Source organism: Cryobacterium sp. HLT2-28 (genome assembly GCF_004402495.1).
In the GTDB taxonomy this organism is placed as follows: domain Bacteria; phylum Actinomycetota; class Actinomycetes; order Actinomycetales; family Microbacteriaceae; genus Cryobacterium; species Cryobacterium mannosilyticum.
Map to the genome: position 1 here is coordinate 96,968 of NZ_SOFH01000005.1, position 26,029 is coordinate 122,996.

28 protein-coding genes are annotated in these 26,029 nt (G+C 66.4%); 10 read left to right on the forward strand and 18 right to left on the reverse strand.

The genetic code is table 11. The features are described 5' to 3' along the window. Window position 1: 1 nt before the first annotated feature. Both E3O48_RS01475 and E3O48_RS01480 read right to left on the reverse strand, forming a co-directional pair. A complete protein-coding gene (locus E3O48_RS01475) occupies window positions 2-706 on the reverse strand; it encodes a histidine phosphatase family protein (protein ID WP_134537065.1) in 705 nt (234 codons plus the stop codon). A 41-nt stretch (window positions 707-747) separates the two neighbouring features. After that, window positions 748-2,043 (reverse strand): MFS transporter, encoded by a 1,296-nt coding sequence (locus E3O48_RS01480; RefSeq protein ID WP_134537066.1) that lies wholly within the window; start codon window positions 2,041-2,043, stop codon window positions 748-750. 107 nt (window positions 2,044-2,150) lie between these two features. Between E3O48_RS01480 and E3O48_RS01485 the strand changes: the two genes are divergently transcribed. Beyond that, window positions 2,151-2,774, forward strand: a complete 624-nt coding sequence (locus E3O48_RS01485) for a LysE family transporter (protein WP_134537067.1) — start codon at window positions 2,151-2,153, stop codon at window positions 2,772-2,774. Window positions 2,775-2,865: 91 nt separating this feature from the next. Here E3O48_RS01485 and E3O48_RS01490 read toward each other — a convergent pair whose 3' ends face one another. The 4 genes from E3O48_RS01490 to E3O48_RS01510 all read right to left on the reverse strand — a co-directional run bounded on the left by E3O48_RS01490 (window position 2,866) and on the right by E3O48_RS01510 (window position 6,266). After that, complete coding sequence (locus E3O48_RS01490) at window positions 2,866-4,767, reverse strand: amino acid transporter (RefSeq protein ID WP_241974577.1); 1,902 nt, start codon at window positions 4,765-4,767, stop codon at window positions 2,866-2,868. A gap of 110 nt (window positions 4,768-4,877) precedes the next feature. Further along, window positions 4,878-5,246 carry an SRPBCC family protein gene (locus E3O48_RS01495; RefSeq protein ID WP_241982353.1) on the reverse strand — a complete coding sequence of 123 codons (369 nt, stop codon included), beginning with the start codon at window positions 5,244-5,246 and terminating at the stop codon, window positions 4,878-4,880. A gap of 343 nt (window positions 5,247-5,589) precedes the next feature. Continuing rightward, window positions 5,590-5,997, reverse strand: coding sequence for a type II secretion system F family protein (locus tag E3O48_RS01505; protein WP_134537068.1), 408 nt, complete (start codon window positions 5,995-5,997; stop codon window positions 5,590-5,592). Window positions 5,998-6,029: 32 nt separating this feature from the next. Next, window positions 6,030-6,266, reverse strand: coding sequence for a hypothetical protein (locus E3O48_RS01510; RefSeq protein WP_134507330.1), 237 nt, complete (start codon window positions 6,264-6,266; stop codon window positions 6,030-6,032). Window positions 6,267-6,501: 235 nt separating this feature from the next. Between E3O48_RS01510 and E3O48_RS01515 the strand changes: the two genes are divergently transcribed. Both E3O48_RS01515 and E3O48_RS01520 read left to right on the forward strand, forming a co-directional pair. After that, a complete protein-coding gene (locus tag E3O48_RS01515; protein WP_134537069.1) occupies window positions 6,502-7,011 on the forward strand; it encodes a hypothetical protein in 510 nt (169 codons plus the stop codon). A gap of 91 nt (window positions 7,012-7,102) precedes the next feature. Then, window positions 7,103-10,075, forward strand: coding sequence for a hypothetical protein (locus tag E3O48_RS01520; RefSeq protein WP_134537070.1), 2,973 nt, complete (start codon window positions 7,103-7,105; stop codon window positions 10,073-10,075). A 231-nt stretch (window positions 10,076-10,306) separates the two neighbouring features. On the opposite strand, the gene E3O48_RS01525 is transcribed toward E3O48_RS01520, so the two are convergent. The 5 genes from E3O48_RS01525 to E3O48_RS01545 all read right to left on the reverse strand — a co-directional run bounded on the left by E3O48_RS01525 (window position 10,307) and on the right by E3O48_RS01545 (window position 14,569). Next, window positions 10,307-12,016 carry an AarF/ABC1/UbiB kinase family protein gene (locus tag E3O48_RS01525; protein WP_134537071.1) on the reverse strand — a complete coding sequence of 570 codons (1,710 nt, stop codon included), beginning with the start codon at window positions 12,014-12,016 and terminating at the stop codon, window positions 10,307-10,309. A gap of 37 nt (window positions 12,017-12,053) precedes the next feature. Continuing rightward, window positions 12,054-12,623 carry a PadR family transcriptional regulator gene (locus E3O48_RS01530; protein ID WP_134537072.1) on the reverse strand — a complete coding sequence of 190 codons (570 nt, stop codon included), beginning with the start codon at window positions 12,621-12,623 and terminating at the stop codon, window positions 12,054-12,056. A 124-nt stretch (window positions 12,624-12,747) separates the two neighbouring features. Continuing rightward, window positions 12,748-13,047, reverse strand: a complete 300-nt coding sequence (locus E3O48_RS01535) for an ATP-dependent DNA ligase (protein WP_134507335.1) — start codon at window positions 13,045-13,047, stop codon at window positions 12,748-12,750. 183 nt (window positions 13,048-13,230) lie between these two features. Beyond that, complete coding sequence (locus E3O48_RS01540) at window positions 13,231-13,578, reverse strand: hypothetical protein (RefSeq protein WP_134537073.1); 348 nt, start codon at window positions 13,576-13,578, stop codon at window positions 13,231-13,233. 274 nt (window positions 13,579-13,852) lie between these two features. Then, a complete protein-coding gene (locus tag E3O48_RS01545) occupies window positions 13,853-14,569 on the reverse strand; it encodes a hypothetical protein (protein WP_134537074.1) in 717 nt (238 codons plus the stop codon). A 193-nt stretch (window positions 14,570-14,762) separates the two neighbouring features. Here E3O48_RS01545 and E3O48_RS01550 point away from each other — a divergent pair, with 193 nt between their 5' ends. The 3 genes from E3O48_RS01550 (at window position 14,763) to E3O48_RS18260 (ending at window position 17,053) form a co-directional block, all read left to right on the forward strand. Next, window positions 14,763-15,677: an isoprenylcysteine carboxylmethyltransferase family protein gene (locus tag E3O48_RS01550; RefSeq protein WP_134537075.1), complete on the forward strand. Its 915-nt coding sequence runs from the start codon at window positions 14,763-14,765 to the stop codon at window positions 15,675-15,677. 119 nt (window positions 15,678-15,796) lie between these two features. Further along, window positions 15,797-16,675, forward strand: coding sequence for a DUF808 domain-containing protein (locus E3O48_RS01555; protein WP_134537076.1), 879 nt, complete (start codon window positions 15,797-15,799; stop codon window positions 16,673-16,675). 63 nt (window positions 16,676-16,738) lie between these two features. Continuing rightward, the gene (locus tag E3O48_RS18260; protein WP_198413003.1) at window positions 16,739-17,053 is read left to right on the forward strand and encodes an SDR family oxidoreductase; all 315 of its coding nucleotides are present in this window, start codon (window positions 16,739-16,741) and stop codon (window positions 17,051-17,053) included. Here the strand turns inward: E3O48_RS18260 and E3O48_RS17910 are convergent. Continuing rightward, complete coding sequence (locus E3O48_RS17910; protein WP_134537077.1) at window positions 16,939-17,427, reverse strand: hypothetical protein; 489 nt, start codon at window positions 17,425-17,427, stop codon at window positions 16,939-16,941. The genes E3O48_RS18260 and E3O48_RS17910 overlap by 115 nt on opposite strands. A 9-nt stretch (window positions 17,428-17,436) precedes the next feature. Between E3O48_RS17910 and E3O48_RS17915 the strand changes: the two genes are divergently transcribed. Then, complete coding sequence (locus E3O48_RS17915; RefSeq protein WP_241982354.1) at window positions 17,437-17,919, forward strand: LuxR C-terminal-related transcriptional regulator; 483 nt, start codon at window positions 17,437-17,439, stop codon at window positions 17,917-17,919. Between the two features lie 228 nt (window positions 17,920-18,147). Here E3O48_RS17915 and E3O48_RS01575 read toward each other — a convergent pair whose 3' ends face one another. Beyond that, complete coding sequence (locus E3O48_RS01575) at window positions 18,148-18,789, reverse strand: dihydrofolate reductase family protein (RefSeq protein WP_134537078.1); 642 nt, start codon at window positions 18,787-18,789, stop codon at window positions 18,148-18,150. A gap of 95 nt (window positions 18,790-18,884) precedes the next feature. Then, window positions 18,885-19,367: a MarR family winged helix-turn-helix transcriptional regulator gene (locus tag E3O48_RS01580; protein WP_134507344.1), complete on the reverse strand. Its 483-nt coding sequence runs from the start codon at window positions 19,365-19,367 to the stop codon at window positions 18,885-18,887. A gap of 133 nt (window positions 19,368-19,500) precedes the next feature. Here E3O48_RS01580 and E3O48_RS01585 point away from each other — a divergent pair, with 133 nt between their 5' ends. Genes E3O48_RS01585 through E3O48_RS01595 form a run of 3 tightly spaced genes read left to right on the forward strand, consistent with a single transcriptional unit; the run spans window position 19,501 to window position 21,690 of the window. Next, on the forward strand, window positions 19,501-20,079 hold the full coding sequence (locus E3O48_RS01585; protein ID WP_134507345.1) for an NADPH-dependent F420 reductase: 579 nt from the start codon (window positions 19,501-19,503) through the stop codon (window positions 20,077-20,079). Between the two features lie 52 nt (window positions 20,080-20,131). Continuing rightward, complete coding sequence (locus E3O48_RS01590; protein WP_198413005.1) at window positions 20,132-21,046, forward strand: VOC family protein; 915 nt, start codon at window positions 20,132-20,134, stop codon at window positions 21,044-21,046. After that, entirely contained in the window at window positions 21,043-21,690 is a 648-nt protein-coding gene (locus E3O48_RS01595; protein WP_134507347.1) for an alpha/beta hydrolase, read from the forward strand. The genes E3O48_RS01590 and E3O48_RS01595 overlap by 4 nt, the downstream gene beginning before the upstream one ends. Window positions 21,691-21,855: 165 nt before the next feature. Here E3O48_RS01595 and E3O48_RS01600 read toward each other — a convergent pair whose 3' ends face one another. From E3O48_RS01600 to E3O48_RS01615, 4 genes are all read right to left on the reverse strand, one after another. Beyond that, on the reverse strand, window positions 21,856-23,037 hold the full coding sequence (locus tag E3O48_RS01600) for an ROK family transcriptional regulator (RefSeq protein ID WP_134537080.1): 1,182 nt from the start codon (window positions 23,035-23,037) through the stop codon (window positions 21,856-21,858). 55 nt (window positions 23,038-23,092) lie between these two features. Continuing rightward, the gene (locus E3O48_RS01605) at window positions 23,093-23,761 is read right to left on the reverse strand and encodes a hypothetical protein (protein WP_134537081.1); all 669 of its coding nucleotides are present in this window, start codon (window positions 23,759-23,761) and stop codon (window positions 23,093-23,095) included. Window positions 23,762-24,418: 657 nt separating this feature from the next. Continuing rightward, the gene (locus E3O48_RS01610) at window positions 24,419-25,051 is read right to left on the reverse strand and encodes an HD domain-containing protein (RefSeq protein WP_134537082.1); all 633 of its coding nucleotides are present in this window, start codon (window positions 25,049-25,051) and stop codon (window positions 24,419-24,421) included. Window positions 25,052-25,681: 630 nt separating this feature from the next. Further along, a complete protein-coding gene (locus tag E3O48_RS01615; protein ID WP_134537083.1) occupies window positions 25,682-26,023 on the reverse strand; it encodes a rhodanese-like domain-containing protein in 342 nt (113 codons plus the stop codon). Window positions 26,024-26,029: the final 6 nt, after the last annotated feature.

The following is a 26,029-nucleotide window of genomic DNA, read 5'->3' on the forward strand; positions in this document are numbered from 1 at the left end:
TTTAGGCGCCGGATGCGTGCGGCGCCTGACCGGCCCCGCCACCGACCGGTGCGTCGGCCGGCGGGGCTCCGGCGCCCAGCCAGGAGAGGTCGCCGGCGTCGGTGTTGACCGCGTGCACGCTCGGCCGGCCGGCGCCGTAGCGCACGATCGAAACGGATGCGGGGCCCACGTTGATGCGCTGGAACAGGTCAAGGTGCATGCCGAGCGCGTCGGCCAAGACCGACTTGATGATGTCGCCGTGGCTCACCGCCACCCACACGGCACCGGGCCCGTGCTCTGCTTCGAAGGCCGCGTCGAGGCGCCGGATCGCGGCGACCGACCGGGCCTGCATCGCCGGCATCGACTCGCCGCCGGGGAAGGTGACGGCCGACGGCTGCGTCTGCACCACCGACCAGAGCTCCTCCGCGGCGAGGTCACGCAGGGTTCGGCCCTGCCACTGCCCGTAGTCGCACTCGGTGATGCCCTCCTCGATCGGCGTCGCCAGGGAACCACCCTGGCGGTCGAGGATCAGTTGCGCCGTCTGCCGGCACCGTTCCAGTGGGCTGGAGACCACGGCGACGAGCGGCACCGCGGCCAGTCGCGCACCCGTCAGGGCGGCCTGGTCACGGCCGAGCTGGTCGAGACGGACTCCCGCGGCCCGCCCGGCGAGGACTCCGTCGGCGTTCGCGGTGGTGCGGCCGTGCCGCACGAGAAGGACTGTGGCCATGGGTACAGCCTAGAGAGCCGCCGTGGAAGCGGACTCCCGGGTCAGCGGACGCTCCTGATCGGCAGGATCGCCAGCGCCCCGACAAAGACGATGACGCCCGCCACGACGAACAGACCCTGAAAGCCGAAGACCGTTCCGATCAGCGCCGCGGACAGGGCGGGCGCGAGAGCCGTCGGAATGCCGGTCGCCATGTTGAGAATGCCGAGGTCTTTGCCCGCGGTCTGCCCGGCCCGCGGCAGCACCTGGGTCATCAGCACAACGTCGGACGCCTGGTACATCCCGTAGCCGAAACCGGTCAACATCGACATCACGGTGATCCCGACCAGGGTCGGCAGTGCGATCGGAACGACCAGGCCGGCAATCATCACTCCGGATCCGATCCAGATGAAGATCTTCCGCCGGCCGAGCCGGTCGGAGAGGAAGCCGGTCAGCAGCACAGCGATCACCATCCCCGGCAGGGCGGCGAGGCCGACAAAGCCGACGTTCGCGTTCGCCTGCGCGAGCGACAGCCCCGCGTAGTTCGTGAGCAGGAAATAGGTGAAGGTGCTCACCGAGGAGAATCCGAGCACGAACAGGAAACGCGCGAGGAACACCCACCCGAACTCCGGATGCTTCCTCGGACTCAGCCAGAACTGGGTGATGAAGGTGCGCAGGGAGAAGGGGTCGAGGCTGAGCTCCGTCGACGAGTAGTCCCGGTTGAGGATCAGGAAGAGCAGCGTCAACACCAGCAGCATTACGGCGAACGCGACGTACGCGACGCCCAGCTGCGCCGCCAGCATCCCCGCGATCACCGAACCGATCGTCGCCCCCAACATGGTCCCGGCACCGATCATGGCGGATGCCCCGCCCCGCCGCGCAACGGCGTAACGGTCGGGCAGCGTCGCCGTGAGCGGGGAGATGAGCGAGTTGATCCCCAGGCTCAAGACCGCCGCGGACAGGCCGACCGCCACCACGCTGGTCGATGCGCTCAACGCCAGTAGCGCCGCGGAGCCCAGTCCCGCTCCCAGCAGCATCCAGAGCGCTCGACGGCCGAACCTGGATCGGGTGCGATCGGAGAACGCGCCGATCAGCGGTTGCGACAGTGTCGTCACCACCGCGAAGAGCGTCGCAATGACCGCGAAATCGTCGATTTTGTTCGCCGGGTCGATGATGCTCAACTGGTTCGGGATCAGCACCGCCGCCACCGCCCCGTAGACCCCGTAGATGGCGAGCGCCTGCACGAGGAGCCACGCGGTCAGCCGGCCCGTGGCAGGGCGGGCGATCTGCTGCACCGGGGCGCCGGATCCGTTCGAGGGGAGACCGGCACCCGAATCAGCCGCACGATCGGGCAGGGTCATGCGGGTCCCTTCCGCTTCGGTGGATTCAGGCTAGGGCATGAGTGGTCGTTTCGGGCCTCACCGCTGGGCCGGATCCTCGCCCTGCGGAACGACCCTAGGATGGTCCGATGCAGTTCTCCCTGTGGTTGGCCCTTGTCGGCGCGGGCACGTTGATCAGTTTCACGCCCGGCGCGGGCGCGATCAACACCATGAGCAACGCCCTGAACGCGGGATTTCGCCGCTCCATCTGGGGAGTCCTCGGCCAGCAGGCCGCGCTGCTGATCCACATCGTGATCGTGGCGCTCGGTGTCGGTCTGCTCGTGGCCAGCTCCCCGATCGCCTTCAACATCATCCGTTACGCCGGCGCCGCCTACCTCGTCTATCTGGGCATCCGGCAGTTTCTCGCCAAGCCGGAACTCGACTCCGAGCGGGCGAGGGCGCTGAGCGACGAGCCGCGCTGGTCGATGTTCCAACGCGGCCTGTGGGTGAACATACTCAACCCCAAGGCGATCGTGTTCTTCCTGGCGTTCCTGCCCCAGTTCATCCGGGTCGACCGGCCGTTGCCGGCCCAGTACCTGATTGTGGCGGCCACCGTCGTGGCGATCGACGTTCTGGTGATGTGGTTCTTCTTCGCCGGGACGGCCCGCTCATTCCAGCGATTCACCCGCGACGCCCGCGGCCAGCGCGTGCTCAACCGCGTCTTCGGCGTGCTCTTCGTCGGCGTCGGCGTGCTGCTCGCGTTCATCCACTGAGCGCTCAGGGCGCACGCCGAGCAGGCAACTGGACGAGGCGGGTGAGCTGGATCAGGTTGCCGCAGGTATCGTCTACGCCGACCCCAGGTGATCAGCTGACGTGGATGTGCGGGCGTCGCTTGGCGTTGGGTTCCGATTCGCGCAACACCTCACGGGTGACGGGGGCGATCTCGCCGAGTCCGGTGAAGAAGAACTTGAACATGTTGGAGATCGGGTTCCCCTGGGTCCACTCGAAGTAGATCTCCGGGATCAGGCCGGTCTGGTCGCGGATCTCGAGCAGCACGGCGGCGATCGTGTTGGGCACGTTGCCGCTCGTCACCTGCAGCACGCGGTACCCGTGCTTGGCGACTCCGCGCACGAGTAGATCCTCCTCGAAATCGGACGAGTCGGAGGGGTGAACTTCGAGGAACATGATCGGCGACCCCGGCGGGATGTGCCCGAATCGACGCTCGTCACGGCTCTTGTTGCGGTACTCGGCCTCGGTGTCTTCATCGGGCTCGTGCGAGATGATCCGAATCACGTCATACTCCTCGGCATCCGACATGACGTAGTCAAGTGCGTTGGAATCCAACACGACCGAGGTTGCCCGAAGTTCGAAGGAACGCCGAATACGGGAGAGGATCGAGGTTGCCATGATGGCGAGAATGAAGAGGCCCGCGATCCGCACGCCATCCGGGCGTTCAAAGACGTTGGCGACCGTCGTATAGACCAGGATCACCGCCGTGACGCCAAACCCCAGCGTGCGCCAGCGCTGCTTCTTTCGCCGGGCTGAGAGGGTCACCGCGATGGAGGCGGACGTCATCAGCACGAGCACGCCGGTGGCGTAGGCGCTGCCCTGGGCGTCAACGCTCGCCTGGAAGACGACAGTGAGCAGGAAGGCGATGCCGATGAAGACGAGCACGAGCGGGCGGACGGCCCGGGCCCATTGGGGTGCCATCCCGTACCGCGGCAGGTAACGGGGAACAAGGTTGAGCAGGCCCGCCATTGCGGACGCGCCGGCGAACCAGAGGATGCAGATCGTACTGATGTCGTATGCGGATCCGAAGACGGGGCCGAGGTACTCGTGTGCGAGATAGGCGAGGGCGCGGCCGTTGGCCGGTCCGCCGGGCTGGAAGTCCTTCTGCGGGATCAGCAGGGTCGTCACAAGGCTGGAAGTGATGAGGAAACCGCTCATGATGAGCGCCGCCGTGGTCAGCAGGCGCTTGGTGCCGCGGATCCGGCCGGCCGGGTCCTCTTCGGTGTCGCCCGGGTCACCGGTCACTTGCGGCATCACGGCGACCCCGGTCTCGAAGCCGGACAGGCCCAGCGCCAGCTTGGGGAACACGATCAGAGCGATCCCGACCATGACCAGCGGATTGCCGTGTTGCACGGTGAGGGCGGCCCACCAGTCCGTGATCAGGGTCGCGTGCCCGGCGACGTGTCCTATGGCGACCAGGATCACGACAAGATTGAGGAGCAGGTAAACCGCCACGAGCACGACGGCGATGCCGATGGCCTCCTTGAAACCACGGAGGAAGACGATGCCGAGCAGCGCGACCAGGAACAGCGTGACCAGCACCTCCTGGCCCTGCATCCACGAGGGAGCGAACGGGTTCTCGATCGCGTGGGCTGTGGCATCCGCCGCCGACAGGGTGATCGTGATCATGAAGTCCGTGGCGGCGAACCCGAGCAGCACGAGCACGAAGAGCTTGCCGGCCCACCAGGGCAGCAGGCGTTCCAGCATCTGGATCGAACCGGACCCGTTGAAGCTCTCCTGCGCAACCCGTCGATACACCGGCAGGGCGCCCAGAAGAGTCAGGACGACCAGCACGATGGTGGCGATCGGCGACAGCAATCCGGCTGCGAGGGCCGCAATGGCGGGCTGATAGCCGAGAGTCGAGAAGTAGTCGACGCCGGTCAGGCACATCACCCGCCACCAGGAATGCGTCTTTTCGATGCTGGCGGCATGCGGCCCCACGTGCTCGCCCCGCTGGTTGACGAGGCCCTTGAGCATCCACGTGCGGACGCCGTCGGAGAAGACGCGAGATTTGGTCACCCGCAAACATTACGCCGTGCCGGTCAATGCCGTGTGCGCCCAATCGTGGGGCTGAGACGATGGCTGCCTTATTGGCGGGTTGCTTCCAGCACCGATTTGAGTTGTCCAAGCTGAGCGACTTCGGCCTGCATCGACCTGGTGATCATGGACCCCATGATCTTCATGAGCCCCTTCGCGTGGAAATCGAGGATGAAACGAACCGTGGTGCCACCGTCGTGTTCCGTGAGAAGGTATCTTCCCGTTGGTCGCGCCGGGACCGTGATCACCCGAAAGGCCAATTCTTTCCCCGGTAGAGCAGTTGTGATCTCATAGTCGCCCTGAATTGACCGGCCGCCAGGGCCGATCAAGGTCTGGCTGTAGACGGCGCCTGACGTACCGCCCCTGCCGCTCGCCAGGGCGATACTTCTCACGCCGGACCGCCATGTCGGGTTATTCACGCCATGCGCCATGTCGGGTTATTCACGCCATCCGCCAGGAAGGCATACACCTCTGCGCCCGGGCGGCTGATCTTGATTTCGTTCTCGGCGTGCGCCATGGGTCTCCTTGAGTGCTCCGATGTCTCTACATCATGGCGCAGCACCTGACCGTGTCGAATGGCGGGGCTTCCCCATTCATTCACGGATCGCGGAAGATCGGTGCGTCCGGCACGCATGGTATCCGCGCGCCATGAACGAACCCGGGTGTTCTGCCGGTTCGAAAACGAGCACGCGAGTCAGCTCGTGACGGATGCCATCTTCCCGGCGACGCAGACAACCACAACTTCTCCGACAGGACCGCGGGTTATGAGAATGCTTTGGCGATGCTGATCACGGCGGGGGTCAGCAGAACGATGAAGAGCACCGGCAGGATACAGAAGACCAGCGGGAAGACGACCTTCACTGGCACCTCCATCGCTTGTTCTTCGGCGCGCTGGTGTCGACGCATACGCATTTCAGCGGCCTGAACGCGCGGGACGTCGGCGATCGCGATGCCGCAGGTGTCGGCTTGGATGACGGAGCGAGGGAACCGTCCGAGGTCCGGTGAGGACATGGGTTCGCTGAACGCCTGGTAGGCATCTTTCCGGGCCTGTCCAACGCTCATGTCCTGCAGGGTTCGGATGACCTCCTCGGCGAGAGGGCCCTTACCGTTCGTGGCCGATTGCGCCCTGGCCGCTTCGATGCCGAGGCCGGCCTCCACGGCGATCGTCATCTGGTCGAGGGTGTCGGCGAGAGCATTCTGGGTCAGTTCCTGCCGTTCCTGCCCCAGCTGTAGATGAGTAGATCGGGGACGAAGAAACGGAGGAGCACAAGACAGATGCCCAATGCGATACGCAGCGGGCCAGGGTCCCCGCTGATCCAGAGAACAGCAAGGAGCGCGCCGGCCGCGGCGATGAGGGGTTTGCCGATCAGGATCTTCTCGAGACTCCACCCAGCCGGACGTCCGGCGGCGATGCCTTCATAGAGGATCGCGGCGTTCATCGCCGGCCTCGGGTGGTCAGGTCAGCCTGGAAGACGCCCGCTGACAAGGTGATCCCCCGGTCGCGGAACTTGTCTGCGAACCGAGGTCGAAACCCGGTTGCGACTGCGTGGCCAGAACCCCCCTGCACTGGGGGACGGCGAGGCCTTACGGATCGCCGTGGAACGTCTTACGGTTCCTGACATGTCCTCCCAAAGGGGGACGATCGAGACCCGAAATCGAGACGAAGGACAACCCATGACCAAGAACACCACGCTCACGGCAGTCACCGGCGACATGCAGCACAAGAGGTTCCGAGGCAAGAGGGCCATTGCGATCGTCGCGGCCGGCCTGCTCCTGGCCGGCGCAGGCGGAGCGTACGCGTTCTACTCGACGACCGGCGCCGGTACCGGGTCCGCGAAGAACGCCCCGGGCAATGGCACGCTCGTGCTGACCGCGAGCTTCGCCCCCGGGCTCACCCCCGGTGCCTCCACGCCGGTGACGTTCACCGTCACCAACCCGGGCACGTCGACCCTCAACCTCAACACGATCACCTCGGTGGTCAGCACATCTCCCTCTGGTTGTCTCCCGGCTGACTTCTCGATTTCCCCCGTCGTTGTCGACATCCGAGTGCCGGGCACTCCGAAGAACCAGGCAGCCGTCCCCGTTGCCATCCAGCCCACCGGTACCCTCGCGTTCGCCGACACGGCCCTCAACCAGGATCTCTGCAAGGACGCCGTCGTCACCCTGACCCTCAGCTCCAACTAGCGCACCAACGAGTGGGCGTGCTCACCTCCGAGCCCGCCCACTCGTGCAGTTCCCCGGTTCCCGGCGTGCCCGACTGCTTTGAGAGGTTGACGTGATTTCCCTCCGTCCCCACCGCACCACGCCCGGCACCACGCGTCTCTCGCTGTTCTCCCTGACCACCGTGCTCACCTTCATCGCGCTCCTGGTGTCCGTCACCGGAGTCGCCTCGGCTTACTACACCGCACCAGGTGGGGGCTCCAGCTCGGCCACGCTCGGCACTCTGCAGCCGCCCACGAACCTGGTCGTTCCCGCGACAAGCTCGGGCACCGTGAATCTCAGCTGGACGGCATCCGTCGGCGCACTCGTCCCGACCGGCTACTTCGCCACGCGCACCGCGACCAGCACCGGTTCGACGGCGGTGGCGGCCTGCGGCACCAGCCTGACGTCGACCTTGACTACCGTTTCCTGCGACGACTCGGGCGTGCTGACGGGTACGTACACGTACACCGTCACCGCCGTCTACAAGAGCTGGACCGCCACGAGCACGAAGAGCAGCAGCGTCACAGTTTCGAACGCCACCAGCCTGGCCTTCCAAACCGAACCGTCCGGCGCTGCGAGCGGCACCGCCTTCACCTCGCAGCCCAAAGTCGTCGTCCGGGACGCCGGCGGACAGACCGTGACGGCCAGCTCGAACACCGTCACCCTGGCCATTTTGGGCTCCCCCGTCGGCGTCACCCTGACATGCGCACAGAACCCGCTCCCGGCGACATCCGGCATCGCCACCTTCAGCGGCTGCCGAATCGACAAGGCCGGCACGTACACGCTCACGGCAAACTCTACAGGCCTCACCGCGGCCACGAGCGCCAGCATCACCATCACGTTCGGCGCCGCCACGAAGCTGGCCTTCACTACGCAGCCCACCGCCAGCACCGGCGGGGTCGCGTTCAGCACCCAGCCCGTCCTCACCGTGCAGGATTCGGCCGGAAACACCGTCACCACCAGCACCACTCCCGTCACCCTCAACATCACCACACCCGCCGGCGCCACACTCACCTGCACCTCCGCGAACCCGCTCCCGGCCACAGCCGGAGTCGCCACCTTCGCCGGCTGCAAGATCGACAAGGCGGGCACCTACACGCTGACGGCAAGCTCCGGAACCCTGGCCTCCGCCACCAGCACCGGCCTGACCATCTCGGTGGGCACGGTTGCGAAACTGTCCTTCACCACTCAGCCGCCCAGCACCAGCGGCGCCGGCTCTGCGTTCGCCACGACCGTCACTGTGCAGGACGCGGGCGGAAACACCATCACCGGCAGCTCCGCCGCCGTTGCCCTCAGTCTCACCACTCCAGGCCCGGCTGTGCTGACGTGCGCGTCGAACTCCCTGGCGGCATCCGCCGGGATCGCCACTTTCACCGGCTGCCAGATCGACAAGACCAACACCTATACGCTCACGGCAACGTCGTCCGGCCTCACCACCGCGACGAGCAGCTCCATCGCCATCACACCCGGCACCGCCACGAAGCTGTCCTTCACCACGCAGCCGTCCGCCACCGGGACCAGCGGCAGCGCGTTCAGCCCCCAGCCCTCAGCCACCGTGCAGGATGCGTTCGGAAACACCGTCACCACCAGCGCCGCCCCCATAACCCTCAGCATCACCACACCGGCCGGCGCCACGCTCACCTGCACCCCGACGACCTCGCTCGCGGCCGCATCGGGCGTCGCCACCTTCGCCGGCTGCAAGATCGACAAGGCAGGTGGCTACACGCTCACGGCCGCCTCGTCGGGCCTCACCGCCGCCACAAGTATCGGCATCACCATCTCGGCCGGCGCCGCCGCGAGGCTGGCCTTCTCGGCGCAGCCTTCCGCCAGCACCGGCGGCATCGCGTTCGGCACCCAACCATCCGTCACCGTGCTGGACACGTTCGGAAACACCGTCGCCACCAGCATCGCCCCTGTCACCCTCAGCCTCACCACACCCGCCGGTGCCGCTCTCACGTGCACCTCCGCGAACCCGCTGGCAGCCGCATCCGGTGTCGCGACGTTCGCCGGCTGCAAGATCGACAAGGCCGGCAGTTACACCCTGACGGCAAACTCTGGAACCTTGACCTCCGCCACAAGCAGCAGCGTGACGATTTCAGTCGGCTCCGCCGCGAAACTCGGTTTCCTGCAGCCCACTGCCAACGTCTCCGCCATTAGCCAAACCGTGTTCGCCACCGGCAGCCAGCCGAGCGTCGCCGTGCAGGACCTCGGCGGAAACACCCTCACCGGCAGCACCGCCACCGTCACCCTCAGCCTCACCGCCCCCGCCGGCGCCACGCTGGCGTGTACCCCGAACACCCTGGCGGCCGTATCAGGCGTCGCCACCTTCACCGGCTGCCAGATCGACAAAACTGGAGCATACACACTCACGGCAACGTCGCCCAGCCTGACCAACGGCACAAGCAGCACCGTCACCATCACGCCTGGCACCGCCACAAAGCTGTCCTTCACCACACAACCCTCCGCCAGCACCGGCGGCATCGCCTTCCCCACCCAGCCTGTGGTCAGCATCCAGGACGCATCCGGAAACACCGTCACCACAAGCACCGCCCCCGTAACCCTCAGCATCACCACACCCGCCGGCGCCACGCTCACCTGTAACTCCGCGAATCCGCTCGCGGCCACGTCCGGCATCGCCGCCTTCGCCGCCTGCAGGATTGACAAGACCGGCAGCTACACCCTGACGGCGATCTCGGGAACCCTGACCTCTGCGACGAGCACCAGCGTGACCATCTCGGTTGGCGCCGCCGCGACACTCACCTTCACCACTCCGACACCCGCCCCTTATGCCGCCAACACGGCATTCTCCACGTCGGTCACAGTGCAGGACGCGGGCGGGAATGCCGTCGCGACCTCCGTAACCCTGGATATCGCCAGCGGCGGCAACTCATCCGCAGTACTGACTTGCTCCAGCCTGACAGCGCCGACCGTGTCCGGCGTCGCCGCCTTCAACGGTTGCAAGATCGACAAGAAGGGCATTACGCCTTACAAGCTGAGGGCAACGGCGGGGGGCGTCTTCTCGACGTTCGACATCCAGGTCAACTGACTGCGTTGGTCCGCATCGCTTGGTCTATCGCGATACCGAACAGGCTCACAATGCAGCGCGGTAAACGACCTCAGGTGTGAGCTCGGAGAGAGGCCCAGGCGGGCGACCGACGCAACCGACCTCATGCCCTCAGTTGGTGCGTATCCGGGATCTCGGCATCTTCCGCACAGCTCCGGGGAAACAACTTTCGACCGCGGGGCGATAGTCGGGCTGCTCGTAGCGCTGGGGCGCCTAGGGCAGCGGACCGCGCCGAGCCAGAATCCCGGCGAAGAGGGCGTGCAACAGCGGGAGCGCAGAAACGGCCACGAGCACCGTTCCGATCACGATATCCTCCGCACGAAGCAGGATGCCCCCGATCAGCAGGGCGGCGAACAGGACCGCCGAGACGATCTGCCGTCCGGTTCGCTCGATGGCGCCCAGGCGACGCTCGAGCCGCGGAGTCTGCACCGAGACCGTGCCCTCTTCGATCCGGGTCGTGAGGTTGTCGAGCCGCTGCGGCAGCCTGGCGATGATGCCGGCCACCGACACGGCTTGCCTGGCGGCCGCCTGAACCAGGTTCCCGCCCTCGGCCCGGATCAACTGGGCCGAATAGGGCTCGACGGAGTTCCAGATGTTGAAGGCAGGGTCGAGCGAACTGCACATGCCCGAGGTCAGCGACATCGCGCGCACGATGAGGAGGAAGTTCTCCGGAAGCTGGAACGGCAGCGAGCGCACCACGTCACCGAACTCGAGGGCGAAGGCGCGGAACTCGCGCGGGTCGACATCCTGCAACTCGGCGAAACCCATCCCGCCGAAACGGGCGAACAGCTTCGTCATCGCCCGCTCGAGCTCCGCGGTGTCGGCGGACGGCAGCAGCACCCCTACCTCGCGGATGCCGTCGACCATACCCTTGCCGTTGCGTGACGCGGCGGCGATGAACAGCTTGCGAAGCCCCTGGCGCAGGGCGTCGGGCACCTCGCCCATCATCCCGAAGTCGATGAAGGTGAACTTCCAGCTCCGGCTGCCCTCCGCTCCGGGCCCGCTTGCGCCGCCGAGCGGGGTGACGAAGATGTTGCCGGGGTGCGGGTCGGCGTGGAAGTAGCCGTTCACGAAAAGCTGGTCGAACATGACGGCCGCGAAGTCGTCGGCGACCTCGGACGGGTCGATGCCGGCGGCCCGCAGCCCGTCGACATCGTTGATCTTGATCGCGGTCACATCCTGCAGGGTCAGCACCCGCCGGGTCGTGCGCTCCCACACCAGTTCGGGGACGCTGACCCGGGCGTCGTTGCTGAAGTTCTGGCCGAACCGTTCGGCGCTCGCCGCCTCGTGCAGGTAGTCGATCTCCTCGAGGCTCGTGAACGCAAACTCCTCGACGAGGGCGGGCATGTCGACGCGATCCGAGACCAGGCGCACGTGGCTGAGCCAGCGGGCGACCCGGCGCAGCGCGCTGAGGTCGACGTCGACGATCGTGCTGATGCCGGGCCGCTGGATCTTGACGACGACGTCGAGCAGGCCGGTGTCGGCGGCATCCGTTTCCGAGAGCCGGGCGCGGTGCACCTGGCCGAGGGATGCCGCGGCCAGCGGTGTCGGGTCGATGAACGAGAACGCTCGCTCGAGCGTCACTCCGAGCTCGGCTTCGGCGAGGGCGCGGATGGCCGGGAACGGCACCGGCGGAACCTCGTCCTGCAGCCCCTCGAGCTCCCTGGTGATCTCCGGCGGCAGCACGTCGAGGCGCGATGACATGAACTGGCCGACCTTGATCATCAGGCCGCCCAGGTCGACCGCGAGCACGTGGAAGTTCTGGGCGATGCGCTGCAGGCGCGCCGACCGGTTTCGGGCGGCGACGCGCGCGAGTCCGAACCGAGGGAGAACGAGTTCGTACCACCAGGTCTGCACCAGGTAGCGGGCGGCGAACCGCAGGATCCTGCGGGAGCGGGCGCGCATATTCCCGACGTCGGTCATCTGTTCTCCTTGATGCCGACGTGCTGTGGGCACTCGGTCAGTCCTGAGCGAGGATGGAATAGAGCTTACGACGTGCCTCGTCCAGTACGGCGACAGCCTGCTTCACCTGCTCGGGGTTGCCGGAGCGCCCGACCTGTGCGGCCGCCTGGGCCAGGTCGATGCCGGCCTTGGGCAGCGCGGTCGCCCGACCGGTGTCCCGGGCACCCTGTGCCTCCCACGGCGCAGGCTGGTCCGGTGCGGCGTCGGCCAGCCGTCGCCCCTCGTCGGTGAGCGAGTAGGTCTTGCGGCCGTTGGACTCCTCGGCGCCGATGATGCCCTCGTCCGCCAGCAGCTGAAGTGTCGGATACACCGAGCCGGGACTCGGCTTCCAGGCACCCCCGCTGCGTTCCTCGATCTCGTGGATGATCTGGTAACCGTGCATCGGCTTCTCGGCGAGCAGCGCGAGCACCGCCGCGCGCACGTCGCCTCGTCCCATCCTCGTGCCGGCCTTGCGGTCGAACTGTCCGCGCAGCTGCTCCATCGCGTCCCACACCGCGGCACCCGGCCAGCCCTCAGCACCGTGGCCCCGGCGGCCCCCGAACCCCTCGCCCATGAATGAATTGCTCATGATGTCCTCCTCAGTGCGCCCTAGCCACCACGGCTCGGCGATACCTAACGATATATCGTCCGGGGGTTCGATGGCGAGACCCGATTCCATATTCCGCCAAACAGTGCCGCCCAGGCCGTCGTTGCTAGGGGTGGGGTTCGAGCACAATTTCCAGGCCGGCTGGTGAGTTGGCGGAGAGGAGCAGGGCGTAGACCCAGTCGGAATTGAGGGGTGGCCTGCGGCTGCCGGCATATTTGTAGGAGAGGGAGATGTTGGGGTGCAACCAGATGGTGGTGCGGCCGATTCCGCTTGGGGGGCTGTCGGTCCAGCTGAAGTAGCAGCCTTCGCCGTGTTGGAGTTTGGCGGCGATGGCTGCTTCGAGGTGGGCGAGGAGCCGGTCCTCGAGATTGACCGTCAGCGACGCGTTGTAGGTCAGTTTTCCCATGCCAGCACCTCGCCCGGGCGCGACAGACATGGTTCTGGGCACCCCGGATTGTGTCGGTCGGTGTGGGGCGGCCCGGTTGTCGGGAAGGTACGCATCGGCACTGAGTTTGTCACCAATCGAGTAGGAGAGAACGTCGCGCGGGAACCACGGTGAGGCGGGAACCGTCCTGCCTGTTCCGGCAGGTCATTCGGTGAAGTCGACGTCGTGCCAGTCGACGTCGGTGGTCGCGATAGTTTCCTCAATTGGATACGACTTCGGCGCCGTCAGCGCGTGGATGCGGGCGTTGAGCACGGCGATCACCAGAGTCGTGTCGGGCCCCTTCCACGGGGAGAACTCGGGGACACTCATCAGCGCGCTCATCGGGCCCACGACCATGGTCACGATCAGGGTGTCTCCGTCGTCACCCACGGCGGGGAGGTCCAGGGTCTCGTTGGTGTGACTGATTCCCAGCACTGTGACCAGTTCCAGGAGCGCGTCCGCGACGTCGTCGGGGGTCAGGAATGACGCCCCACCATACGAGATCCGTTTCATACACCCCACCATGGCCCCGTGCAAGCCAGTGGCCTAGGCCCTTGCGCACGGCCCCGAGAGGGAGTGCCCCGTCAGCTGACCCATCACGCGAAGGTGATGCTCTGAGTACCGGCGTCCGGCGTTGCATTGACGAAATGCGAGATCATCAGCAGAGACAGCCGCAGTCCGCCGTTACGGTGTCCGCACCGACACCAGTGTCGGCGCGGATCGCGCTCGACACGCGTCGGCCGGTCGTCGCCGACATCCGGTGTCAGTGAGCCATCGGTGGCAGAGGTCAGTTCCCGGAAAGGCCGTTTGAGGATGCGTCGGCCGCCACCCGGGCCGCGAACTCGTCCATGCCCCTGGCGATGTTCTCCTGCCGCGACTCGTCGTCTTCGGGGTCGTCGGGGGCGTCATAAGGCCACGCCATGTACACGTTGGGGTCGATGATGAGGTACGCGGACAGCGAGCTGCGCGGGATCGATTCATAGTCGCGCACCTGCTCGTCGGAGGCGTCCATGCCCATCCACGCGATGCCCGTGTCTTCGGGCAGGACGACCCAGCCTTGACCGCGGAACACTTCGGCGAGATCCGGCGGGACGCTGGCGTGCACCTGGGCGAAACCGCGGGTGGTGAGGGCCGGCGCGAGAGTGTTGAGAAGTTCCCGGCACACCTCCGCGGATCCCCCGGCGATCAACAGTTCGATGACGGCGGTGCCGTGGTCGCTGACGATGGCATCGTCGATGTCTTCGTCGGTGGAGTCCTCGTCGAGCTGATTCTCGTCGACGTAGCTGTCGGGTTCGACGACGACCGCGCCGACGACCCGGCCGTCCTGGGTCTCGGCGACCAGGGCGAGGGCCATGGACTCCATTTGGAGTTCGATGGTGTCGTCGAAGTAGATCTCGGGCGCGTCATCGATTTCAGCCTGCGGGTTCTCAGCGAACAACGTGACGAACGCTGCCCGGTGACCTGTGCCCAGGCGTCGGACTCGGAAGCTCGGTTGCTCGCTCATGCGTGAGCCTTTCAACGATGGTGTGTGTGATGGAACGCTCCGAACGCGGAACACCCGTAGCCATCATCCCGCATGGCACGCACTACGGTGCTCGAAACCGGGCCAATCCGCCGTTCCGGCCGATACCCGTCGGGATCGGGGCTCGGACCCACGCCGACCATCCGACGTGTACTTCCACGGTTAGGGTGAGCACATGCGTTGGGGCCGAACATATTTCGCCGTGCAGGCGGTTGCCGGTGCACTGTGGTGGGCCGCCGTGTTCGCGTCTCCCGTCGTGCGCGACGTGACGCTTGGCGGCCTCGACCCGGTTGCGGTCGCGGTGTTCGACATTCCGCTGTTCGTCGTGGCCTCGTTCGTTGCGGCGTTCGGCATGAGGTGCGCCGCGATTGTCAGCACCGGCTGGACGGGCGTCGTCGCCATCGCACTCGCCGTGTACGCCACGGTCACCACCGAGGCAGGCTGGGGCGCTGTCACGATGGCTGCGGCCACCCTCGGATGCGTCGTGGCGCTGTGCCTGGTGATGCTCGGCCGCGTCCCAACCGCCTGGATAATCCGGGGTCCGTTCGCCTTCCGCCCCGCCGCGATTCGCGCCACCGCTGCGACGAACGTGGCTTCGACGTTCAGGCAGATCGTCGTGTTCTGGGGTCTGTTCCTGGTCGTGATTCCGCTCATCGTTGCGGCGGTCGAGCAACGCTGGGCCATCGCGCTGCCGTTTCCGGCCTTCGCTGGGTCCGTTGGTGGCGTCGTTCTCCTGGCCGCCAGCATCCTGGGCCTCTCGTCGGCATTCGTCATGTCGACCCTCGGAAGCGGCACACCGTTGCCGTCGGCGATGCCCAACCGCCTGGTCATCGCCGGCCCCTACCGCTGGGTTCGCAACCCGATGGCGCTCTCCGGCATAGTGCAAGGCGCCGCGGTCGGCGTCATGCTGTCGTCGTGGGTCGTGATCGGCTATGCGATCGCTGGTTCCCTGCTCTGGAACTACGTCATCAGACCACTGGAGGAATCCGACCTCGAGCAACGGTTCGGCGAGGTGTTTCGTCAGTACCGCGAAACGGTGCGGTGCTGGATTCCGCGAGCACCGGCTTCGTTCCCCTTGATTCATCGATGACGAGGCATTAGCGCGCGCATTGCCGGGCACAGAAGCCTCCCATTCCCGCCGCGCGATAATGTGGACACCATTGCCGCCGCCCTGCTCCAGGGCGACGCCCCCAATCCGAGGAGAACTACATGTCGGTCGGCTTGCTCGCCGTAGTCGATGACATCCTGACCGCCGCCCTCAAGGCGAGCGCGAAGACCGCCGGCGTCGTCATCGACGACGCGGCCGTCACCCCGCAGTACGTTCAGGGGCTCACGCCGGCGCGCGAACTGCACGTGGTCTGGCGAATCACACTGGGCAGTCTGTTCAACAAGTTCGTCATCATCATCCCGCTCGCCTTGCTCCTGTCCGCGTTCGCTCCGTGGGTGTTGCCGTTTCTGCTCATCCTCGGCGGCAGCTACCTGTGCTTCGAGGGTGCGGAAAAGGTCACCGAATGGTTCGGCGCGCATCACGACACCGGCGACACTGAGCTGCGGGATGAGCGCAAGCTCGTCTTCGGCGCGATCCGCACCGACCTCATCCTCAGCACCGAGATCATGCTCATCGCGCTGGCCAGTCTCGATCCCGATTTTGGGATCTGGATGACGCTCGGCGCGCTTGTCGTGATCGGCCTTGGGATGACGGTGCTCGTCTACGGCACGGTGGCGCTGCTCGTCAAGATCGACGACATCGGGCTGGCGCTGATGAAGAACTCGGTCAGACGGGTGCGACGCGCCGGCGCGCGCATCGTTCGATCGATGCCCGCCGTGTTCCGGGTGATCGGGATCGTCGGCACGGTCGCCATGTTGTGGGTGGGCGGCCATTTGGTGATCACCAACCTCGCCGACACGTTCTGGCACGGCCCCGCCGACATGCTGCACGCCGTGACGCGCGCCGTCGAGGCTGCCGGCCCGGTCGTCGTCTGGATCACCGACACCGCGCTGTCGGCCGTGTTCGGGCTGACGCTTGGCCTGATCATTGTCGCGGCTGTTCTCCCGCTGACGCTCGCCCGTCGGACACGAGACCGGTAGCCCTCACCAGTCACGCCACTGTTGACGCCAGCCGGGCGATGGCCGAGTCGATCGGCGGCATCAGTGCGCGGACTCACCAAGGCGGCGGCCCTTGATCTCGGCGCAGACAACATCCGTGTGGTCTCGGTTCGCCCGGGCAGCATCCGCACAGCGATGACGGCCGGACTGGAGGGTTCGGAGATGTACGCGACGCAGCCAATCCCGCGGATAGGCGAGCCGGAGGAAGTGGCGAAGCTGATTCTGTACCTGGTCGCCGACGCAACCTACTCCACGGGCATCGACTTCATCGCGGATGGCGGCGGGACGGTGGGGCCAGGTCCTGAACGTGTAGGCGTGTTCCGCTGTTCGGATTCCGCATCCCTGACCTCGTCGGGGTGAGCCTCCACCACCGGCCGGAACGGGATCGACGACGCAATCGCGAACACGGTGAGCAGCGAGAACGCGAGCAGTGCGACCCAGACGCCGCGCGCCTCGGTCATCGCGAGACGTGGTCCGGCGATGTCGAACGTCGTGAGCGTCACGCCGAGGATCAGCAGGGCGCTCAGCACGCCGCAGACGATGCGCGCCGTGAGGCGGCCTCGCCCCGAGATGGCGAACCCTCCGCCGATGGCGAGCAGCGCAACCGCTATGGCTCCCCCGCCCAGGCCCTGCGTGAGAAGCGCCAGGATGGCGTCGGGGAGGAGCATCGGGGCGATGGCGAACGCCGCGGGCGCGGCACCGAGCCACCGCCACCGGCGGCCTCCTCCGCTCAACCGAATCGTGTGCGCCCACCCCAGCTCAGCATCGTCGCACACGATCGGCCCGCCGCCGCCCACCTGTACGAAATGCTCAGCCCGCACGGACACCTGCACGTGATGCCGACCGTCATGACCCCTTACGGGGGCGCGGTCGCTCTCTACCTCGGCGATCTCGCGGCATTCCTGGGACGTTCCGCGAGTGCGCGGACGCACTACGAGGCGGCGCTCTCGAGCAGCCAGGACATGCACGCGCCCGCATTCTCGCGCCGGGCGCGAGAGGCGATTGCGCGACTCGGTCCGCCCACGTCTCCGCGTTCGCCGCTGTCTCTGCGCGAGGCGGAGGTCGCCGAGCTAGTCGGGGCGGGGATGACCAATCGCGAAGTGGCGCATCGGCTGTTCCTGTCGGAGCGAACCGTCGAGAACCATGTCAGCAACATCCTGCATCGCGTGGGCCTGCCGAATCGCGCTGCCGTCGCCGCATGGGTATCGCGGCAGCACCCCGCCTGACTGGCCGGATCAACCCGGTGATTCCCGGTGGCACTACTCACCCTCCGCAGGCGTCGACCCCTGCGGGGTGACGACAACCTTGCCGAGCGCCCGCCCTTCGCCCACGTAGGCGAGCGCCTGCGGCACCAATCTCGTCGCGGAGTGAAGAATCGTTCATGCCGTCAAGGTATCAGCGGAGAGTTCTCTGCCCGACACTCGGGTGAGCCAGATCGGATTCCCCGGTCCGCATCAGCGTCGGAAAGTGACGTGGATGACGCCGCTCTCCGCCACCTCGGATGACACGTCGTACCCGTCCTCCAGCCGATGCAGATCGTCCCAGAGATGGTGACCTCGGCCGAGGACGATGGGCGTGATCGCGACATGCAGGCGGTCGATCAGGCCGGCCCGGAGGAAGTCGCGCACCACGCTCGCTCCCCCGCCGATCCGGATGTCGCCGTCACCGGCCAGGTGCCGTGCCTCGGCGAGCGCCTCGTCCGGGGACATGGTGCGGAATTCGAACCGTGTGCCGTTCGGGAACTCGATAGGAGGGCGCGGAGTGTGCGTGAGGACGAGGACGGGAAAGCCGAACGGCGGTTCCTCTCCCCACCACCCACGCCAGTCGGGATCGTCCGGGAAGGCGTGGAGTCCGAACATCCCGGCGCCCATGATCTCGGCGCCGACTCCCTCGAAGTAGGCCTGCGCGTAGCGATCATCGATCCCGGTCGTCCCGGCGCCGTTCTCCTCGTGCATGACCCGTTCCCGAAAAGTCCGTGTGGCCGTGTAGGGGGCGACCAGGCGACCCCAATCCTCGCCGAACATGTTCTCCGGCGTCTGGTCGGTTGTCGCGGCAACGCCGTCGAGGGAGAGATTGAGGTCGGCGCGAACGGCCATGGGTACTCCTTGGTCCGTGAATGTATAAGGTCCAAATTTTCACGGCTCCCGCGCCGTGTCAACTCGCTCTTAAGACACGGTGATCGTGAGGAGCGTCACGCCTCGCTGGCGAGCATCCGGCCGTCGGGGTCCAGTCGCTTGAGCATCGCCGCCGAGATCGCTGAGAGCTGCGCGACCTGTTCGGCGGTCAGCGCGTCGAGGACGAACCCGCGGACCGCCCCGACGTGCCCGGGGGCGGCGGCCACGACCTTCGCCCAACCGGCTTCGGTGAGCGTGACGTTCGTCGCGCGGCGATCCTCCGGGCACAGCGAGCGTGCGACGAACCCGGCGCTCTCGAGGCGGGAGATCACGCGTGACAAGCGAGGAAGGCTTGCGTTGGTGCGAGCCGCGAGTGCGCTCGTGCGAAGGATGCGGCCGGGTGCCTCGGAGAGCATCGCCAGGGTGAAGTACTCGAAGTGAGTCAGGTCCTCGTCGGTCACGAGCTGAAGGTCCAGGGCCGCGGGGAGGAGTTCAAGCACAGCGGTGAAGCGCACCCAGGTCGTGCGCTCGTCGGCGGACAGCCATCTCGTCTCGGTCATGAGGAACATCCTACCGATAGTTGTACATGCAATGAATCGGTGGGTAATAGTTGCACCTACAAGCAATTGATGTATAGTTGCATCTACAAGTAATCCGCAGTCCGCGGTACGCCTCGATAGACAGGACACGAACATGACGAGCTTCACGATCATCGGAACCGGCAACATGGGTAGTGCGATCGGGGGCGTCCTCGCCGCCGGCGGCAGCGGCGTCACTCATGTCACCCATGAGGAGGTCGGAACTGCGCCACTGACCGGCGACGTCGTCATCCTGGCCGTCCCTTACTCCGCCCTCGACGGCATCCTTGCCGCCTACAGTGAGCAGCTCGCGGGCAAGACCGTCGTCGACATCACGAACCCGCTCGATTTCGCAACCTTCGACTCACTCGTGGTGCAGGCCGGAAGCTCAGCCGCCGCGCAGCTCCAGGCGCAACTGCCGGGCAGCAAAGTCCTGAAGGCCTTCAACACCAACTTCGCAGCGACCCTCGCGAGCAAAACGATCGGAGGGCTGACCACGACGGTGCTCGTTGCCGGTGACGACCTGGACGCGAAGGCTGCGCTCATCGCCGCGGTCGAGGCTGGCGGCGTTTCCGCCCTGGACGCCGGATCGCTCTCCCGCGCCCACGAGCTCGAGGCGCTGGGTTTCCTGCAGCTTGCCCTCGCGGCCCGCGAGAAGATCGCCTGGACCGCGGGCCTCGCCGTCGTCCGCTGACCACATTGGTGGGGCCGGAATCCTGGCCCCACCGCCGAAGAGGAGCACCATGATGAGCGTGTCAACTGACGAACGGTCTATCAACACCGAGACCTCGATGGGCGCGGTGACCCTGCGGGTCGGCGACCTTGAGGGCCTGTCGGACTACTATTCGCGAGCGTTCGCGATGGAACCCCTCGAGGAGCGCAGCACGGGCCGAGAGGTGCACCGGGTTCTCGGCCGGGGTCTGACACCGCTCGTGCGGCTGATCCACACCCCGGACCTGCCCGGGGGTGACCCGCGTCAGGCGGGCTTGTTCCATACCGCGTTCCTTTTCGAGAGCCCTGCCAGTCTCGCGGCGACCGTCTACCGTGCCGCGCAGGACTCCCGCAGCCGCTTCGTCGGGTCGAGCGACCACCTCGTGAGCGAGGCGTTCTACTTCACCGATCCCGAGGGCAACGGCGTTGAACTCTATACCGACCGGGACCGTGACCTGTGGGTTCGCCAGGGCACCGAGATCCAGATGGACACCCGATACCTCGACCCCAAGGCCTACCTGCAGCGCCATCTCGTCCAGGAGACTCCGGACGAGGTGGCGTCGCTGGCAGGAACGGTCGGACATGTCCACCTGCAGGTGGGCGATCTGCACACCGCCCGCGCCTTCTATGTCGACGCGCTCGGCTTCGACGCGACGCAGACCCGCTACACCGGCGCACTGTTCGTAGCCGCGGGCGGCTACCACCACCACATCGCCATGAACGTGTGGAACAGCCGTGGCGCTGGGCCGCGCGCGGCGACCCTGGGTCTCGGCGACGTCGCGGTGACGGTCCCTGGCGCGGCAGACTTGGAGTCCCTCATGGCGAGGCTGCGGGCCCGATCGATTCCGTTCGGCAACGACGGCCGTTCCGTGACCGTCACCGACCCGTGGGGCACGCACGTCACCGTCGCCCTGCCCGACCTCTCTACCGAGGAGCTCCTCACCCGATGAACACCCTGTTGCGTGATGTGCGGTCGCCAGGCTGGGCGACGGCCGGCACCACCTCCGCCATCGCCATCTTCCTGCATGGTTTCGGATCGAACGAACGAGACCTGACCGGCCTCGCCCCTGCTCTGGCACTGACGATGCCGTGGGCCGCTCTGCGCGCCCCGATTGAACTGGGGAATGGCGGGGCCGCGTGGTTCACCATCACGACCCCCGGCAGTCCGGACCCGGGGCCGGTCGCCGAAGCAACGGATGCGATCTGGGCGTGGGTTGATGCGGAGGTGGGTCCGGGCATCCGCGTGGTTCCCATCGGTTTTTCTCAAGGCGGCCTGATGGCCAGCCAGCTCCTGCGCACGCGCCCCGAGCGGGTGCTCGCCCCGGTCGTGCTCGGCGGTTTCGTGCAGGGCGCTGCCCAGCCAGGTGACCCGACACTCGCCGTGAGCCGCCCGCCGATGTTCTGGGGGCGCGGCGCCGACGACCGCGTCATCGCCGAACCAGCGATCGTGCGCACCAGCGGCTTCCTCCCGCATCACACCTCCCTCGTGGCGCGGGTCTACCCGGGCTTGGCTCACGGCATCAACACGGCCGAGATCAACGACGTGCGCGACTTCCTCACCACCCACGTTGGCGTCGGCGCCGTCAGAGCATGATGAACGCCACGTCCGGGCTGTTCGAGATCGGCATCTTCACCTTCGACGAGCTCACCCGGAGCGCTGGCGCAACCCGACTCCCCACCGATTCACGATTCTGTCCCTTTCGCCAGGCAGACGGCGGTACCGCGGGTCTCAGGTGATCCCGTCGTCGGTGCGAAAGGCTTAGGACACGGCGCTGGCCCGTCGTGGCTCGTTGACGATCTCGTTCAGGGGCAGCATCGCGGCGCCCAGGGCGACCGTATCGCCCCCGAATTTGCTGGCAGACAGCGTGAACTGGTTCCCGGGACGCTCCAGCGCCTCCCGGCGGATGGCGGCCTCGATGCGGGGCGCCAGGGTGTCCATCAGCCGCAGGCCCACCCAGCCACCGATGACGACGCGCTCCGGGTTGGTGAGGTTCACAAGTCCCCCCAGGGCCGAGCCGAGCGTCGCAATGAGCTCGGTGACAACCGCGGATGCCTCGGGGTCACCGCTCGAGTTCGCCTCAAGCAATTCGCCGAGCGCGTTCCATCCGCTTCCCTCGAACGTGCCCCCCGCGTCACGCCAGTCGGACAGGATGGCATCCGCGCCGAGGTACGCTTCAACGCAGCCGTGACCGCCGCACCGGCACAGGCGACCGCCACGCTCGATCTTGACGTGGCCCCATTCGCCGGCGCTGCTGTAGCGTCCGTGTGCGAGCTGGCCGTTCGTGACGACGGCCAGGCCGACGCCTCGGCCCATCAGCACGACGAGCGCTTCGCTCGCACCACGGGCTGCGCCGTCCCAGAGCTCCGCCATGGCCTGAGTCTTCGCACCGTTCTCGGCGAAGATGGGGAGGTCATGCGACACGAGTTCGGTGACGGGAATGGCCGGCCAGCCGAGGCTCTGGGCGTAGAGCACCTGCTGCCCGGAACCGTCGGTCTCCACGATTCCCGGGAGCCCGAGCCCTATGCCCACCATGCGATTCCAGGCCGCCGGGTTCCGTTCGAGGAGTGCGGCCACGGCCTCGTCGAGGTCTCTGGCGATGGCGGAGATCGGCTCGCCGGTGTGCCCACCGCGGAACTCCCGGTCGACACGCTTCATCGACAGGTCGAAGAGTTCGACGGCGACGCCGCGCTCGCCGACATCCGCCCCGAGCAGATATGCCCCCGACGGATTCGGCTCGATGAGCGTTGTGGGCCGGCCGCCACTGGACGCAATGGTGCCTCCTTCCATGACGAGGCCTTCAGCGAGGAGCTCGGAAACAAGATTCGTCACCGACGCCACGGAGAGACCCGACTCCCGCGCGAGTTCCGCCCGGGTCGTTGAGCCAGAGAGGATGATGCGTCGGAGGGCCCGAGCGCGGTTGCGCTGGCGAACGTCGCTCACCGTTGCTGGCGCGGTCGAGGCTGCTGCGGCTGAACGCTTGGTCTACTTCCAGAACCTACCAAGTTCCTGCACCCCCCATCACGAGACTGGACAGCGCGGCATTGCCCGTGGCAACAACGCGGATTCCCCGTGGGCTGGACTCGACGCGGGTCGCTGCCTCGGCTCCCACGACCCGCACGGATGCCGGGTCAACGTCCACGGCTTCGAATTCCAGCCAGTCGCCGGCCTGAAGGGTGATGACGAGTTCTTCGTGGAGTGCGTACGGGCGTCCGTCCGTCTGCTGGAAGGGATTGTCGGGGTTTCCGGTTCCGGGATTCGCCCAGGACAGTGCAACCCCGTCCGCCGAGCCAATGCCGGGGATGAGGCTCACTCCGGCGGCTGAGTACGATTCTCCCGCGCCGCGTGCGCCGAACCCCCAGGCAGGAATGACACGCGGTCGCTCCCCCAAGAGCGCCGCCACCAGCCCGGGCTGCCAGACACAGTTGTCGATCTGCGCATTCCGCAGAAGATCGTCAAAGATCCGGCTGGCCTCGGGAACCTCGAGGGTCGAGTCGGCCCCAGCCGCGACAATCTGGTCCCATCCGTGCGGAGCTGCGATGGAGGCGGGCGACGTTCGGGTGTCGATCTTCTTCCACGGCCAGAAGTTCCACCCGATGTCGTGCGACTCGTAGAGCCGGAACGCGGTGTACAACCACTCGAGCGTGTTCTCGCCTCCCTCGCCCATGTAGATGGGCAGCCCGAAACGGTCACGGGTTTCCAGGAACTTCTCGATGCTCTCGGTGTCAGGTGACGACCAATACTTGTGGAACTGGAGAAGGGAGTTCTCGTCCCAGACCTCGGTGAAAATGCTCCAGTTCGTGGCCCAGTGCGAGCCTTCGTAAACGATGAGGTGCCTCGACGGACCTCTGCGTCGACCAAAGCACGACTGGACGAAATCGCGAAACCGTTCCTGGTCATGACCTTCAACGAGCAGTCACGCAGAATTCGCCGCGCCTCAAGAAGATTGATGTATCCTGCGACCAGACCCACAGGATGGAAACCGGGCGCTCCCCCAAGGAAGAGGTTGTAGAGGTCGGTGATGTCCAGGATGTCGCCCTGCTCGCCGACTATCGCGGCCACGTCTTCGAGCGCTTGGAATGCCGCGTCGTCCGCGTCGGAGGTGGACGCAGTCCCAAATCGTCGGATCGGCAGGAACGACGACGTCGAGGCTGGCTTCAGCCCGCTCCGCCTCCGCGAATCTGGCGCCGGCCAGTCGCAGTCCCTTCCTCGCGTAGACGAGGGCCTTCTTGCGGTCCGCCCGCGGTCATCTTGGGTCAACCCCGGGGCCGAAGCAAGAACGAACTTCACGCCGCAAGTTCGCCACGGGCGTCCTGTGCAGAGTTCAGCTTCCCCACACAGAGGAAGACGCTGCAATTTCCATGTTGCTGACACCCCGTTCTCTTCTTTCGCGGGCAAGCTCCCCCGGCAGTGAATAGCGAGGCGCGGCGGCGGTCGAAAGGGTGGCGTGAGCGACGATTGAGCTAGTGAGCGACTTGACCATGTCCAGCCGCGGGTAGCGTGAGTGAATGAGCCGCTCCTGTGACATGACGATGTCGGCCTTGTGGCCAAAGTCGATCCCGATCCCCTCCGTTGTCAGGTAGGCAAGGAGTCCTCGACGCTCGGCGATGCCCGGCGAACTGTGCAAGGCAATCGCTTCCCACACCCGGTCAACGTCCCCCACCGCCACTCCATGCTCGGTTAAGATTTCGGCTGCCAGATCCGCGCCTTCCACCTCGAACCGCTGCTTGCCGGGTGCCTCGGCGCCGGTACCCAGGTCGTGCATGACGCAGGCGGCAAAGAGTAGATCCCGGTCATACGCCGCATCGTTCAGTGCGCCCTCATGGCCGGCGAGGAGTTCCGCAAAAAGGAAACTGCGGATGCTGTGATTGGCCACCGAGGTACTCTCTGAAGTCTGTGCTGCCGCGAGCGCCGCGCGAGCAAGGGGGGTGGCGGGCAGGTCGATTGAAAGTGTCATGGCCCCACGCTAAGGATTGGGGCTTGGCATAGGAATGGCAGAAATGACAGCTATGGACGAGATACTGCCATTCTTTGAAGGCGTTTGCTCACCAGCTGAAGGGGCCAGCACGCGCCAATGACCGCTGCACGAGCCGACTCAGTGACGTGAGCCGTGAGCCGAGAGCCGAGAGCCGCAATCGGGCATCCCGCGGTAGTCACTACTCACCAGAAGGCCCGCGAGGTCGCTGATCACAGTGCCAGCCAGCTCCTCTCAGGACGCGCTCACCGCCGTGGCCTCCGCAATCAATGACCTGGAACGTTCGACGGGGCAGCGAGACTGCCGCGCTTCCCACGTGAAGTCGCGATGTTCCCGTGAGACCGCGCGCTTGGCCCCGAGCGCCCGAACGGCCAATCCGCCGCCAAACTTCCTGGCCAAAACCGAAGGCGTCGAACAAGGCCAGTCACGAGCGCACCATCGGTTGGGCAATCGAAACCCCTGGTTTCCGAGAAAACCAGGGGTTAGGGTCGGAAGCCCAACCCGGGCGCTCGCGGTCGCATCTAGGCGACCTGTAGTCGTCTTGCCAGCAGGCGCCCGGGTCATGGAGCCCCGCCGCGGACGTGCGCCCAGCGGCGGGCCCGACCGGATCGGTCAGGGACGGATGTACGCGCCAGACTCGATCGGCAGGCCGGCCTCTACCCAATCCTGAATGCCCTCGCTGTACTTGCGAATATTAGAGTATCCAGCAGCAGTGAGCATGTTCGCGACGTTCTGGCTGTTCGGGCAGGAAACATTCGAACAGTAGGTGATGATCGCGGCGTCCTTGTCCGGAAGCAAGCTCGAAGCCTGCAGCGCGACATCCTCTCCCACAAGTGGCAGCGCCCCCGGAAGGTGCTGCTGCTCGTAGTACATGCCTCCCAGCGCGTCGATCACGGTGACGGTCCGAGAGTCGATGGCCGCCTTGAGGTCGTCGCGGGTAATAAGTGTGGTCATGATGCC